Raw genomic sequence first — 14,361 nt, forward strand, 5'->3', positions numbered from 1 at the left:
GGAGTGAAAATAGCATATGAAATCAAAACGTTTTGAATCATTGGCAAAAAGACCTGTCAACCAAGACGGCTTTGTCGATGAATGGATTGAAGAAGGCTTAATCGCTATGCAAAGTCCTAATGACCCAACACCAAGCATTAAAATTGCTAATGGCGAAGTGGTTGAGTTAGATGGAAAAGTAAAAGCCGACTTTGACTTAATCGACTCATTTATTGCCAAATACGGTATTAAATTGGATAAAGCTGAAGAAGTAATGGCTATGGATTCTAAATTGTTAGCCAATAAAATTGTTGATCCTAATATTAGCCGGGCGGAAATCATTGATTTAACGACTTCTTCTACCCCAGCTAAATTGAATGAAGTTGTTGGACACATGAACGTAGTAGAAATGATGATGGCCGTACAAAAAATGCGGGCACGTCGTCGTCCATCTACCCAATCTCACGTTACCAACGTACGGGATAATCCGGTTCAAATCGCAGCAGATGCGGCTGAAGGAGCACTTCGTGGATTTGATGAACAAGAAACAACTGTTGCGGTAGCTCGTTATGCACCATTTAATGCGATCGCGATTATGGTTGGTTCGCAAGTTGGCCGTCCAGGCGTGTTGACTCAATGTTCATTGGAAGAAGCAACTGAACTAGATTTAGGTATGCGCGGATTTACTGCATATGCTGAAACAATCTCTGTTTATGGTACAGAACAAGTATTTACCGATGGTGATGATACACCTTGGTCAAAAGGCTTCCTAGCTTCTTGTTATGCCTCTCGGGGATTGAAAATGCGCTTTACTTCTGGTACCGGTTCAGAAGTACAAATGGGTTATGCTGAAGGTAAATCAATGCTTTACCTAGAAGCTCGTTGTATTTTCTTATCGAAAGCAGCTGGGGTTCAAGGCTTGCAAAATGGGTCAATCAGCTGTATCGGAGTTCCTGGGGCAGTTCCTTCAGGGATCCGTGCGGTCTTGGCAGAAAATCTAATTGCCATGATGCTTGATTTGGAAGTAGCTTCTGGTAATGACCAAACCTTCTCTCATTCGCCAATTCGTCGTACAGCTCGCTTGTTGATGCAATTCCTACCAGGAACTGACTTCATTGCTTCTGGCTATTCTGCGATGCCGAACTATGACGATATGTTTGCCGGATCAAACTTTGATTCAGATGATTATGATGATTACAACATTATGCAGCGTGACTTGAAAGTAAACGGTGGTTTGCATCCAGTCAACGAAGAAGAAGTAATCGAAGTAAGAAATAAAGCGGCGCGGGCAATTCAAGCCTTGTTTGCTCAATTAGGTCTGCCAGAAATTACTGATGAAGAAGTTGAGGCGGCAACCTACGCTGACGGCTCTAAAGATATGCCGCCACGGGACATGGTAGAAGATATCAAGAAGGCTGGAGAGCTGTTGGATCGAGGCGCAACTGGTTTAGATCTAGTGAAAGGGCTTTCTGACGGCGGATATAGAGATGTTGCTGAAAGTGTCTTAGCATTGCTGAAACAACGGGTAGCAGGCGACTTCCTGCAAACGTCGGCAATCTTTGATGAAGACTGGAATGTAATCTCTGCAGTCAACGATAAAAATGATTATGCAGGACCAGGCAGCGGCTATCGTTTGGAAGGCGACGATTGGGAAAAAGTCAAAGCAATTCCAAATGCAATCAATCCAAAAGATGTTTAAGGAGGAATAGAGAAGATGGCTGAACTAAATGAACAATTACTACGTTCGGTAATTGCTGAAGTATTAAAAGAAATGCAACAAGAAGGCTCTGATAAGCAAGTCAGCTTTAAATCAGCAGACACTTCTGCTCCATCACAACCTGAGCAAGCGGCTTCTGCGGATTGGTTCCAATCAGTTGGAGTAGCTAAACCTGGCACATCAAGTGATGAAGTTGTAATTGCGGTAGCTCCAGCGTTTGCTGAACATCAAACAACCAATATTGTCGGGGTTCCTCACAAGGATATTATCCGTCAAATCATCGCTGGAATCGAAGAAGAAGGCTTGAAGGCTCGAGTGATTAAAGTTTATCGGACAGCTGACGTAGCCTTTGCGGCAGTTGAAGGAGACGGCTTGTCTGGATCTGGTGTCTGTGTATCTCTTCAATCTAAAGGAACATCAATCATTCACCAAAAAGATTTACAGCCTTTGTCTAACTTAGAGCTGTTCCCGCAAGCACCGCTGATTGACTTGGATACTTACCGAGCAATGGGTAAAAATGCTGCGAAATATGCAAAAGGCGAGTCACCAAGCCCAGTACCAATGATGAACGATCAAATGGCGCGGCCGAAATATCAAGCGTTATCCGCTTTGCTGCACATTAAAGAAACAAAACACGTTGTTATTGGGAAACCGGCTGAAGAAATTGCTATTAGATTATAAGGAGGGGTGCATAAAATGAGCCAAGAATCCATTGAAAACTTAGTAAGAGGCATTCTAAAGGAAATGAATGGCGGAGATGCTGGTACAGCAACTGCAGCAAGCGCGCCAGTCAGTACTTCAGGAAATAAAGCAACCGAAGCAGATTATCCAATCGCTCAAAAACATCCAGAGTGGATCAAAACAAAAACAGGTAAAACGATGGAAGATATTACCTTAGAAAACGCATTAAACGGAAATCTGACACCAGAGGATTTGAAAATCACACCAGAAATTCTAAAAGCTCAGGGTGAAATTGCTACTAGTGCCGGCAGAGAATCAATCTCTCGCAACTTTGATCGGGCTGCGGAATTAACGGCATTACCAGATGCTCGTGTATTGGAAATGTACAATGCGCTTCGTCCATATCGTTCCAGCAAAGAAGAATTAATGGCAATTGCTGATGAATTAGAAAATCAGTACAATGCCAAAATTACCGCTGATTTTGTTCGTGAAGCTGCAGAACATTACGAAGTGCGTAAGAAACTAAAAGGAGATAACTAATTCTGAGATAGATCGTTGGATTTTTTTGCTCCAGCGATCTATCTAGACTTGTTTATCCTTGAAGGAGCATGAACATGAAGAGAATCATAGGTGTAGACATAGGGAACTCTTCCACTGAAGTAGCTCTAGCTGAATACGAAAACCAAGCAAATTGTCGTTTCTTAGATTCTGCTATCACTGAAACAACGGGTGTAAAAGGAACCAAACAAAATTTGTTTGGCATTTACAAAGCGCTTCGGGAAGTAGTAGAAAAGAATCATTTGGAATTAACGGATATTGATTTGATCCGAATTAACGAAGCAACACCGGTTATTGGTGATGTGGCGATGGAAACGATCACGGAGACGATTATTACTGAATCCACTATGATCGGTCACAATCCTAAGACACCGGGTGGTCTTGGTTTGGGCGTCGGAATCACTGTTCCGCTAACACAATTGTCACAGATTAAGATTTTGGAAGCTCCTTATATTGTGGTAGTGGAAAAAGCGATCGACTTTGAGGACGCCGCAAACATGATCAATCAATGTGCAGCCAATGGCTATAAGATTGAGGCCGCTATTTTGCAGTCGGATGATGGCGTGTTAATTAACAATCGTCTAGAGAAAAAAATCCCGATTGTTGATGAAGTTTCTTATATCGATAAGGTTCCTTTGGGAATGCTGGCAGCTGTTGAAGTAGCAAGTCCCGGTATGGGAATTACCCAGCTGTCTAATCCATATGGAATCGCGACGGTTTTCAATCTTACTTCTGATGAAACGAAAAATATCGTTCCGGTTTCCAGAGCATTAATCGGTAATCGCTCGGCGGTGGTCATTAAGACCCCTAAAGGCGATGTAAAAGCTAGAACAATTCCAGCAGGACACATTGAAGTCGTGGGAGACAACCGGAAGAAGTTTATCAGTGTTTCTGAAGGTGCCGAACGCATCATGGATGTTATTTCAGAATTTAGACAGATTGACAATGTCACCGGTGAAGCTGGGACGAATGTCGGTGGAATGCTTGAAAAGGTTCGCCATACCATGGCGCAATTGACGGAAAGACCACCAACCGAGATCTTTATCCAGGACTTATTAGCGGTTGATACCTTTGTACCAACCTCAGTTCAGGGCGGCTTGGCGGGTGAATTCTCGATGGAGCAGGCAGTAGGAATTGCCTCAATGGTAAAATCCGACCACTTGCAAATGTCTAAAATTGCCGAAGAAATAGAAAAAGATTTAAAGATATCTGTTGAAATTGGCGGAGCCGAAGCTGAAGCAGCGATCCTGGGAGCTTTAACAACTCCGGGAACGAATACGCCGCTAGCTATTCTTGACCTTGGAGCTGGTTCTACCGATGCCTCCATTATTAAGAGTAACGGCGAAACGATCGCGACTCACTTAGCGGGTGCTGGCGATATGGTTACCATGCTGATTGGTTCAGAATTAGGTTTAGACGATCGCTATTTAGCTGAGGATATCAAAAAATATCCATTGGCAAAGGTTGAAAGTATTTTCCATATTCGTCATGAAGATGGAACAGTTCAATTCTTTGATAAGCCTCTGGAAGCTCATTTGTTTGCTAAGATCGTCATCGTAAAAGAAGACGGATTTGTGCCGATTCCGGGAGATGTTTCCATCGAACGAATCAAATTTATTCGTCAAACAGCTAAATCTCGGGTGTTCGTGAAAAATGCGATTCGCTCGTTAGAATATGTAAGTCCTACCGGAAACATTCGGGATATCCCATTTGTCGTAATCGTTGGCGGCTCGGCGCTTGATTTCGAGATTCCGCAAATTGTTACGGATGCTTTGTCCCACTATGGCTTAGTGGCGGGCAGAGGGAATATCCGTGGAGTGGAAGGGCCTCGTAATGCAGTAGCAACGGGCTTGATTCTTTCTTACGAGGGGGATTAGCGATGGGCAATGATTTTACTGTAAAACCTAGAATTTTTGTTTTTTTAACTAATCCTGGCCTAGAAGAAAGTATTCGGTTTTTGTTGTATGGAATTGAAGAAGAAGGCATTCCCTATGAAGTACAAGTAGTGGAAGCTTCAGATGCTGTTTCGGCAGCTTACCAATCAGCAACAACTTCTTCATTAATTACCGGAGTGGGCTGTGATGGTCAAAAAGTAGTGTTGCATTATAAAAATTTAGATCCTAACGAACCCTATTTAGTGATTGATCGCTATCAAACCAAACCCAAGGAGCAGTTAAAGGCGTTTGGTTCAAATTGCGCACGATTAGTTAAAGGGGTGCCCTTTAAGGAACTTTCTATTATGGAGGTGAAGGAATGAATCAAGCAATTGGATTAATCGAGATTAACGGGTATGGAACAGCTGTTATGATTGCTGATACTATGCTGAAGGTTGCAGCGGTAGAATTGATTGGTGTTCAACGTGCGCGGGGCTTTGGCTGGATGACAGTGGAAGTTGCCGGCGATGTTGGCGCAGTGAAAGCCGCAGTTGATGCTGGGAAAGCCAAAGCAGCTGAATCGAATAGTTTAATCTCAGCCTTGGTAATCCCGAGACCTGCCAATTCTTTAGATACTGTCATCCTAGAAAAGGTCGATTATCCTAAGGGTCCAACCGATCCCGAAGATCCTAAAGATCCTGAAGAAACCGATACTAAAGAAGATGATCAACCACCTGTCGCAAATGAACCTGAGGAAGCCAAAAAGCCTGAGGAAGTAGAAGAAAAACCAGAGCAAACAGAGAAAGCGGAAGCTGTAGAAGAAGCGAAGCCGGAAGAGCCTGTGGTTGAAGAAGAAACAAAAGAAGCAGTCGAAGAGACTGAATCACCAAAAGATTCAGTTGAAGAGGAGGCTCCTGAGAAACCTAAGAAAGACGGAGCCAAGAAAGGTACTGCCAAGAAAAAGAAGAATCCCAAGAAAAAATCATAGGAGGTCTTAATTATGAATGACGCATTAGGAATGATCGAAACAAAAGGGCTGGTAGGTTCAGTTGAAGCAGCCGATGCAATGGTGAAAGCGGCCAATGTTTCATTAATTGGAACAGAAAAAATTGGTTCAGGTTTAGTAACTGTCATGGTACGAGGCGACGTTGGAGCAGTAAAAGCTGCTGTTGACGCAGGCAGTGTAGCCGCTGAGAAAGTTGGAGAAGTAGTATCTGTTCACGTGATTCCACGTCCACACAGCGATGTTGACAAAATGATCGAAGCTGGTCTGAACAATGGCTGAGGTCACACCGGAATTAGTTGCTAAGATCGTCAGTGATGTGATTAGCGAAATCCAATTAACGAGTATTCCAATTGGGATTTCTAATCGCCATATTCATTTATCTGAAGCTGACTTTCAACGCCTTTTTCCAGGTGAAGAGTTACGACCAATGAAAGCATTAAAACAGCCTGGTGAATTTGCTGCCGAGCAAACAGTAACGATTGTCGGTTCAAAGGGCGAACAAAGTCGCGTCCGTATTTTAGGACCATTTCGTAAAAATTCACAGGTAGAAATCTCCATGACGGATACGAGAACTTTGGGTATCCCTGCACCTGTACGCTTGTCGGGTAATTTAGCTGATGCCGCTGAGGTAACAGTGAAAAATGGTGAAAACCAGATTACCTTTAAAGGGTGTATTGTTGCGAAACGTCATATTCACATGAGCTTTAAGGATATGGAACGCTTTCGCATCCAAGCAGGTGACGTGGTTAAGGTGAGAATTCAATCGGACGGACGGAGCACTATTTTTGAAGATGTAGAAATTCGTCCAGGTGAGACATTCATTTTGGAAATGCACGTAGATACCGATGAGGCCAATGCAGCAAATATCAAGCCGGACACTGTAGCCAGCTTAGTTCGTGAGTAGGAAGGATGATGAAGAGTGGAATCCCTAGAAAAAGCCAACCAGATTCTAGCAGAATTTGAAAAAATAGCCAATACGAATACGGCGAAGTCTTTCGATCCTAAAGATGGCTTCAAAGTAGGCGTGGATTTAGGGACCTCTTCCATCGTCCTAGTGGTGTTGGATGGAAAAGATCAACCATTGTTTGGCGCATTTGAATTTGCGGATGTTGTCCGCGATGGTTTAGTCGTCAATTATCAGCAATCAGTCCAAATTGTTTCCCGCTTGAAGCAGCAGGCAGAGGAAGTTTTAGGCTTTCCGCTAACCGCCGCTTCCGGGGCGATTCCTCCCGGGACCGTGGGCAATAATAAACGCGTAGTTGCCAACATTATCGAGAGTGCGGATATGGCTGCTGATCAATTGGTGGACGAACCGACCGCCGCGGCGTTGCTTTTAGGGGTGTCAGAAGGTGCGGTAATTGATGTAGGCGGCGGAACTACTGGAATTAGTGTCTTTGAAAAAGGGCAACCGATCCTGGTGGTGGATGAGCCGACAGGTGGTACGCATATGACGCTGGTAATTGCCGGCTATTTCCAAGAAACGATCGAAGAAGCCGAGCAGCGCAAACGCGACATCAGTAAAGAAAGAGAAAACTTTACAATTGTGCGTCCGGTGGTCCAGCGAATGGCTGAAATTACTCGTCAAGCACTGCTGCGTCAACCTACCGAACCTTTATACGTTGTAGGTGGAGCGGCTTATTTTAAAGAATTCGAAGGTGAGTTTGCCAACTACTTGCAGCAAGAGGTTTACAAACCGGTTTATCCGCAGTTTGTCACACCGATTGGTATTGCGATGAGCTCCCACATTATTTTCCCACAGGAGGGTGAGTGATGATGGACAACTTAATTGAGGCCATCGTGAAGATTTTGGTGGAACGTCAAGAGAATTCTTTAGTGGTTTCTTGCGAAGACTTCGACGAGAAGCTTCGAACCACCAAGGATTTTCTTTATCATCAAACGATTCACTTGAAGCAGGTGGGTGCTATTCAGTTAGCGAAGCTTAGCAAGCTGGACGCTGAAGATGCAGTCACGGTTTGGATGACGAAAGGGCTGGAATATGACTGTAAATTCATTTTGCATTTAGGATTTTCAGCGGTTTGTTTGATACCGACTGCTTTGTACGAATGGCCAATTACGATAGAAACAAATGAAGGAAAACGGATACGAGTATGTTCAAATAAAATTATCACCTATTCTGATGTCGCACTTTTAACCGAACAGGATATTTTAATTCGTTTTCGCCATCAGAAAATCACTGATTTAGCGAAAGAATTCGTGGAAAAAAATAAAATTCAACAGATCGTGAGGACTTGAGAATGTTAATGGCAGAAGTAGTAGGCAGTGTAGTTTCTACCCAGAAAGATCCATCATTGGTTGGAAAAAAATTGATGATCATTCAGCCAATTAATAGTCACCAGGAAAAAATTCGTTTCCAACAGGTTGCAGCGGATACAGTTGGTGCGGGGATTGGAGATTATGTCTTGTTAGCCAGCGGTTCGTCGGCCAGACGACTATTTTCTGAACCTTCCGACGCTGTTGATTATGCGATTGTTGGAATAATTGATACATTTGATATGTAGATGAGAGGGTTAGCCAATGAGTATTTATACGAAAACCGGCGATGAAGGAACAACCAGCTTATTTGATAGTGTTCGCGTGAAAAAGTACTCGTTACGAGTAGATACGTACGGAACATTTGATGAATGTATTGCCCAGGTTAGTGTTGCTCAAAAGCAGCTCTTTACCTCAGAGTTAACGGAGATGCTGACGTGGGTACAGGAAAAGTTGTTTCTCTTAAACGCTGAAATAGCAACCTCCGAAGACACTCAAAAATTGTCTTCTAAAAGTACATTAATTGATAGAGAAGATACAGCCCAGCTGGAAAAGTGGATCGACAACTATTTATCCATTTTACCTGAGATTCATACCTTTATTTTACCTGGACAATACTTGTCTAGTGCACAGCTGCATGTTGCCCGCACGATTTGTCGCAGAGGGGAGCGGCGCTTAACAGAGCTGGCAGAGGAAATTGAGGTTCGCCCAGAGTTATTGCAATTTGTTAACCGACTTTCTGATTGTCTATATATCTTTGCTCGGGTGGAGGATTTTAATCAGCAGCAAAATGAGCTGGTTGAAAAAATTTTTACCCGCTATAAAGAGGCAGCAGGTGGCGGAAAGATTGCTGAGGACATCGATGCCTTGGGTAAAATCGGCGACGCGTGTGTAAAAAAAGCCGAGGAATTAGGCATTGCAGTGACGATGTGTATGGTTGATGGGGCAGGACACCTGATTTTCAGCTATCGAATGCCAGATTCGTTGTTAGCCAGCATCGACCTTGCTAAGCGGAAAGCTTATACAGCAGTTGCTATGAAGACGGCAACCAATGAATTAAGTGCTGTTGCTAATCCTGGCGGCGACCTTTATCAGTTGGAGACGGTGACCGATGGCGATATAGTGACCTTCGGCGGCGGATTTCCGATTTTTGATAAAGAAGGTAAAATCGTCGGCGGTATTGGTGTTAGCGGTGGTTCGGTAGAAGAAGATCAACAGATCGCAAAAGCTGGATTAGCCTGTATCGAGGAGATGGATTATGCAAGATGATAAATTGAAAGAACTCATAAAAAATTTAGTCCAGGAATACGTAGCGGAACCTAATCGCGCGTGCGCACCGATCATTCAGGCTGGTGTTTTCGGTACGGTGAATGAGGCAATCGCTGCAGCGAAAAAGGCGCAGGAAAAGTATGAAGAACTTTCATTAGAAATGCGGCGCAAGGTGATCGAAAGTATTCGCTGCGGGATGCGACCGTTAATCAACGAGTATGCGCAAGCAGCTTTAGATGAAACCGGCATGGGCCGCTTTGAAGACAAAGTTGCAAAACTTACATTAGCGATTAATAAGACACCTGGAGTAGAAGATTTGCGTACGGAAGCGGAAACTGGCGACAACGGGATGACGCTTTACGAGCTTTCGGCTTATGGTGTCATCGGTGCCATTACACCAAGTACCAACCCAGTTGATACGCTGGTGTGTAATGCAATTGGGATGCTGGCTGCTGGGAATTCAGTATTCTTTAGTGTTCATCCAGGTGCAAAAAATGTTTGTAAACAGGCAGTAGAAAAGCTGAATCAACTGGTGTTTGATGCGTGCGGCATTCAAAATATGATCGTCACCATTAACGAGCCTTCGATTGAAGCAGCCCAAGAATTGATGAAGCATCCTGATGTGGCGTTATTAGTCGTTACAGGTGGGCCAGGTGTGGTGCGTCAAGCAATGACTTCTGGTAAGAAAACCATTGGAGCCGGAGCGGGCAACCCGCCAGCTATTGTTGACGAAACGGCGAATATTGAAAAAGCGGCGGCTGATATTGTTGCTGGGGCATCATTTGACAACAATATTTTGTGTATTGCCGAAAAAAGTGTCATTGCAGTAAAGGACATTGTTTCTTATCTTATTTTACAGATGGAGAAGAATGGTGCCTATTACGTGAATGAACCTGATGTTATTCAAAAACTAGTTGATTTGACGATTGCTGAAAATGGCAGTCCTAGCCGGAAGTTTATCGGCAAAAATGCCAGCTATATTTTACAAGAAGCAGGAATTGCGGTGGATTATGATGTGCGGGTCATCATTATGAACGTACCGAAGGATCATCCATTTGTAGTGAAAGAAATGCTGATGCCGATTCTGCCAATTGTAACGACTGAGAATTTTGACGAAGCATTGTGTGTCGGATTAGAAGTGGAACAACGCTTGCTGCATACGGCCGTGATGCATTCACAAAATATTGGTCGTTTAAACAAAGCTGCCAAGAAATTCCAGACGTCTATTTTTGTTAAAAATGGACCATCATATGCTGGTTTAGGCTTTGGCGGTGAAGGCGCAGCGACCTTTACAATCGCGACACCGACAGGCGAATGTACCACAACTGCAAAAGATTTTGCTCGTCGTCGTCGTTGTGTATTAACTGATGGTTTTTCAATTCGTTAGGGGGGACAATTTTTGAAAAAATGGGAAATGGTACCACAAATTTTTACTGGCGAAGATTGTCTTTCCCGCCTAGAACAATTTGAAAATGAACGAGTATGCTTAGTGTGCGATCCCTTTTTAATTGGCAGTGAGAATCTGCAAAAGGTGCTGGTACACTTGGAAAAGAAAAATGAAGTGACAACTTATTCGGAAATCGTACCTGATCCGCCAATCGAGATCGTGGCAGAGGGTGTTGCCAGAATGCGGGATCATCAACCGACTGTGCTAGTAACAGTCGGTGGCGGATCCGCAATTGATACGGCGAAGGCGATGCTGTTTACAATGCTGGTATCAGGATACGATAAGGTGAAGCGTTTTGTGGCGATACCTACCACTAGTGGAACGGGTTCTGAAGTAACCAGTGCTTCAGTTGTTACTGATAATAAGGAAAAAATCAAATATCCGGTATTTGATCGTCGACTGATTCCGGATGAAGCGTTGTTGGATGCGCAACTAGTAGTGTCCAGCCCGCCAACTGTAACTGCTTACAGCGGTTTGGATGTATTGACTCACGCACTAGAAGCATTAGTGGCTAAAAATCGCACCACCTATACCGATGCTTTATCAGAAAAAGCTGTCCGCTATGTTTTAACCTATTTGGAAGCGTGTTATAATAATGGTAATAATTTGAATGCCAGAAAGAAAATGCACGAAGCTTCCTGCTTAGCGGGGCTTGCTTTTGATGCTGCCGGTTTAGGTATCAATCATGCAATTGCTCATCAAGTAGGTGGACAATTCAAAGTCCCTCATGGTTTGGCCAATGCGATGCTCTTGCCACACGTTGTGAATTTCAATGCAAAAGACCCTGAAGCTAGAAGAACTTACGCTAAAATTGCCGTCCAAATGGGCTTAGGCAATTCTTCGCTAAGTGAACAATTGTTAGTCACTAAGTTAATTAAAGCGATTACTAAATTATGCAAAAAAGTCGATTGTCCGATGTCGCTGCAGGAGTTTGGGGTTGAACGAAAGGTTGCAATGGAGCGAGCGCAAATCATCGCCCAAAATGCCTTAAAGGATAGTACCTATCCCTTTAATCCGATTGCAGCAAATGAATCCGAGTTGATAAGTGTCTATACCAAAATAGTATAATCGAAGGAGGATTACAAAATGAATAATCCAGTATTTGGCGAGTTTTTTGGAACAGTGGTTTTAATCTTGTTTGGTTCAGGAGTTGGTTGCTCTACTAGTTTGAAGGGTGCTCTTGGGAAAAATGCGGGCTCCAATTGGCTTTATGTAGCATTTGGTTGGGGTGTCGCGGTTATGCTGGGGGTACTTTCCAGTGGTTACTTTGGTTCACCAGGACATTTGAATCCGGCTGTTACGATCGGGTTTGCTGTGGCAGGCTCTCTTGAATTCTCGTCGGTTATTCCTTTCATCATTGCCCAAGTTGCTGGCGCCTTTGTGGGAGCGCTTATTGCTGCGATCCATTTCTGGCCGCATTTTCAGGCAACAACAGTTGAAGAGGGAAATTCTGTAGGTATTTTCGCTACAGGTCCTGCGATCGAAAACACACCATTTAATTTGATTAGTGAAATTATTGCTACTTGCTTCTTCGTGTTAGCGATTCAATTAATGCCAGCGGATATTCCTCCAGGATTACAACCGTTGATTTTAGTTTTTGTATTAGTTGGTATTGGACTGTCTTTAGGTTCAACCACTGGTTACGCCATCAACCCTTGTCGAGATTTTGGACCGCGTTTGATGTATGCCTTGATTCCAATTCCTAATAAAGGATCTGCTAACTGGGGTTATGCTTGGATTCCAATCGTAGGCCCAATCGTTGGTGCGTGTATTGCAACATTATTAGTAAAAGCCTTAAGTTAGGAGTGAAAGAATGCCAAACAAAATTATGTCCATAAATGCGGGCAGTTCTTCCTTGAAATTTCAACTGTTTGAGATGCCAGAAGAGAAATTATTAGTGAAGGGTCTGTTTGAAAGACTTGGCGGCAACGATGAAGCAATTTTTGGCTACTCTACCGATTCAGCCAAAGAGTCAACCCAATTGTCTATTTCTTCCCATAAAGAAGCGGTCGATTTTTTATTGAAATTTTTAATCGACAAAAATATTCTGGAAACGTTAGAAGAGCTGAAGGGAGTTGGACATCGTGTGGCACATGGGGGCGAAGAATTTCCCAAATCCTGTGTCATTGGCATTCAAGAAGAACAAGGAATTGATAAGCTGTGTCAATTAGCGCCTTTGCACAATCCGGTGAATTTAGTCGGGATTCGGGCTTTTAAAAAAGCTCTTCCTGATACACCGCAGGTTGCGGTATTTGATACGTCCTTTCATCAAACGATGCCAGCGAAAAACTATGTTTATCCGATTCCATATACCTACTATGAGGAAGAAGGAATCAGAAAATATGGGTTCCATGGAACGAGTCACCAGTTTGTGGCCCAAGAAGCTACTAAAGAGCTTGGGGAAAAATTGACTGATTTGAAAATTGTTTCCTGTCATTTAGGAAATGGTGCCAGTATTTGTGCCATAAAAAATGGTCAGTCATTTGATACCAGTATGGGATTCACACCTTTAGCTGGTCTAATGATGGGTACTCGCTGCGGCGATATTGATCCGTCTATTCTGACTTATTTGATGAAGAATAAAAAGATGGATGCTGATGCGTTGGAAGCAATGATGAACCAGCAATCCGGCTTCTTAGGAGTGTCTGGGGCATCCAATGATTCCCGTGATATTCTTAAACGGGCGAGTGAAGGAGATACACAATCACAGCTGGCATTGGACATTTTTACTAATCGGGTGAAAACGACGATTGGTGCTTATGCAGCTGAAATGGGTGGAATCGATGTGTTGATCTTTACCGCTGGTATTGGTGAAAATGCCGAGAAGGTTCGGGAAATGTGCTGTTCGGAGCTTGATTTCTTAGGAATTAAGTTAGATGCTGAACGCAATAAATCCGGAGACTTGTTTATTCAGCAGGATGGCAAGCCAGTCTATGTCATGGTGATTCCAACCAACGAAGAGTTAAAAATTGCTCAAGATACATTTGAATTAGCGAAATAAAAAAGACAGTGAAATCTTTAGTGGTTCTAAGAAGTTAACATTCTTAGGCCACTAGAAGATTTCCCTGTTTTTTATTGGACTGTTTCAAAAAGTCGGGGATTGATCATTGATTCTTTGACGTATTGTTCCGTCCCATCGTTTACCGCCTGGGTATAGTAGCCAACTTTAAAATCAATGTAGGCTAAGGTGTCTTCTAGTTCTTTGATTTGTGCTTCAACTGCCTTGCGCTGCTGCAAAAACATCTCTAAGCGTTTTTCTAAAGAAAGGTCACCATCTTTACACCAATCGATAAAGGTTTTTATTTCTTTTAAGGACATACCTGATTCCTTCAAGCATTCGATCGTTATTAGGCAGGTTATGGCATTCTCGTCGAATATCCGATTGCCGCTTTGATTTTTTTGCAGGTTAGGGATTAAACCTTGTTTGTCATAATATCTAAGAGTCGATATGTTCAGGTTGAACCGTTTAGCTGCTTCTCCAATTGTGTATTCCATTATCCACACTCCTTTCATTGATCTATAAACATAGTTTACCACCTAAAGGCAGCTTTAGGTGGAG

General features: G+C 43.2%; 17 protein-coding genes. 16 read left to right on the plus strand and 1 reads right to left on the minus strand.

Features of this window, described 5'->3' with window-relative positions; translation table 11 throughout:
- The first annotated feature begins 16 nt into the window (after positions 1-16).
- From JZO70_RS19660 to JZO70_RS19735, 16 genes are all read left to right on the plus strand, one after another.
- Positions 17-1,678 carry a propanediol/glycerol family dehydratase large subunit gene (locus JZO70_RS19660; RefSeq protein WP_207675397.1) on the plus strand — a complete coding sequence of 554 codons (1,662 nt, stop codon included), beginning with the start codon at positions 17-19 and terminating at the stop codon, positions 1,676-1,678.
- Positions 1,679-1,693: 15 nt separating this feature from the next.
- Positions 1,694-2,377, plus strand: a complete 684-nt coding sequence (locus JZO70_RS19665; RefSeq protein ID WP_207675398.1) for a propanediol/glycerol family dehydratase medium subunit — start codon at positions 1,694-1,696, stop codon at positions 2,375-2,377.
- A gap of 15 nt (positions 2,378-2,392) precedes the next feature.
- Entirely contained in the window at positions 2,393-2,917 is a 525-nt protein-coding gene (locus JZO70_RS19670; RefSeq protein WP_207675399.1) for a diol dehydratase small subunit, read from the plus strand.
- A 74-nt stretch (positions 2,918-2,991) separates the two neighbouring features.
- Positions 2,992-4,812 (plus strand): diol dehydratase reactivase subunit alpha, encoded by a 1,821-nt coding sequence (locus JZO70_RS19675; RefSeq protein WP_207675400.1) that lies wholly within the window; start codon positions 2,992-2,994, stop codon positions 4,810-4,812.
- Positions 4,813-4,814: 2 nt separating this feature from the next.
- The gene (locus JZO70_RS19680; protein ID WP_207675401.1) at positions 4,815-5,192 is read left to right on the plus strand and encodes a glycerol dehydratase reactivase beta/small subunit family protein; all 378 of its coding nucleotides are present in this window, start codon (positions 4,815-4,817) and stop codon (positions 5,190-5,192) included.
- Positions 5,189-5,797, plus strand: a complete 609-nt coding sequence (locus JZO70_RS19685; RefSeq protein ID WP_207675402.1) for a BMC domain-containing protein — start codon at positions 5,189-5,191, stop codon at positions 5,795-5,797. Before JZO70_RS19680 ends, JZO70_RS19685 begins: the two co-directional genes overlap by 4 nt.
- 12 nt (positions 5,798-5,809) lie before the next feature.
- Positions 5,810-6,094, plus strand: coding sequence for a BMC domain-containing protein (locus JZO70_RS19690; RefSeq protein WP_207675403.1), 285 nt, complete (start codon positions 5,810-5,812; stop codon positions 6,092-6,094).
- Positions 6,087-6,719 (plus strand): phosphate propanoyltransferase, encoded by a 633-nt coding sequence (pduL, locus tag JZO70_RS19695; protein WP_207675404.1) that lies wholly within the window; start codon positions 6,087-6,089, stop codon positions 6,717-6,719. The genes JZO70_RS19690 and pduL overlap by 8 nt, the downstream gene beginning before the upstream one ends.
- A gap of 15 nt (positions 6,720-6,734) precedes the next feature.
- Positions 6,735-7,586, plus strand: a complete 852-nt coding sequence (eutJ, locus tag JZO70_RS19700; protein ID WP_207675405.1) for an ethanolamine utilization protein EutJ — start codon at positions 6,735-6,737, stop codon at positions 7,584-7,586.
- Positions 7,586-8,068 carry a PduM family microcompartment protein gene (gene pduM, locus JZO70_RS19705; RefSeq protein ID WP_207675406.1) on the plus strand — a complete coding sequence of 161 codons (483 nt, stop codon included), beginning with the start codon at positions 7,586-7,588 and terminating at the stop codon, positions 8,066-8,068. Before eutJ ends, pduM begins: the two co-directional genes overlap by 1 nt.
- Positions 8,069-8,070: 2 nt before the next feature.
- Positions 8,071-8,334 (plus strand): EutN/CcmL family microcompartment protein, encoded by a 264-nt coding sequence (locus JZO70_RS19710; protein WP_207675407.1) that lies wholly within the window; start codon positions 8,071-8,073, stop codon positions 8,332-8,334.
- Between the two features lie 16 nt (positions 8,335-8,350).
- Positions 8,351-9,355 (plus strand): cob(I)yrinic acid a,c-diamide adenosyltransferase, encoded by a 1,005-nt coding sequence (locus JZO70_RS19715; protein WP_207675408.1) that lies wholly within the window; start codon positions 8,351-8,353, stop codon positions 9,353-9,355.
- Positions 9,345-10,742 carry an aldehyde dehydrogenase family protein gene (locus tag JZO70_RS19720; RefSeq protein WP_207675409.1) on the plus strand — a complete coding sequence of 466 codons (1,398 nt, stop codon included), beginning with the start codon at positions 9,345-9,347 and terminating at the stop codon, positions 10,740-10,742. The genes JZO70_RS19715 and JZO70_RS19720 overlap by 11 nt, the downstream gene beginning before the upstream one ends.
- Before the next feature lie 12 nt (positions 10,743-10,754).
- Entirely contained in the window at positions 10,755-11,870 is a 1,116-nt protein-coding gene (locus tag JZO70_RS19725; RefSeq protein ID WP_207675410.1) for a 1-propanol dehydrogenase PduQ, read from the plus strand.
- An 18-nt stretch (positions 11,871-11,888) separates the two neighbouring features.
- Positions 11,889-12,605, plus strand: coding sequence for an MIP/aquaporin family protein (locus JZO70_RS19730; RefSeq protein ID WP_207675411.1), 717 nt, complete (start codon positions 11,889-11,891; stop codon positions 12,603-12,605).
- A gap of 10 nt (positions 12,606-12,615) precedes the next feature.
- Positions 12,616-13,803 (plus strand): acetate/propionate family kinase, encoded by a 1,188-nt coding sequence (locus JZO70_RS19735; RefSeq protein WP_207675412.1) that lies wholly within the window; start codon positions 12,616-12,618, stop codon positions 13,801-13,803.
- A 71-nt stretch (positions 13,804-13,874) separates the two neighbouring features.
- Here JZO70_RS19735 and JZO70_RS19740 read toward each other — a convergent pair whose 3' ends face one another.
- A complete protein-coding gene (locus tag JZO70_RS19740) occupies positions 13,875-14,297 on the minus strand; it encodes a MerR family transcriptional regulator (RefSeq protein WP_242704038.1) in 423 nt (140 codons plus the stop codon).
- Positions 14,298-14,361 lie beyond the last annotated feature (64 nt).

This window comes from Candidatus Enterococcus moelleringii (assembly GCF_017377575.1).
Lineage (GTDB): Bacteria > Bacillota > Bacilli > Lactobacillales > Enterococcaceae > Enterococcus_A > Enterococcus_A moelleringii.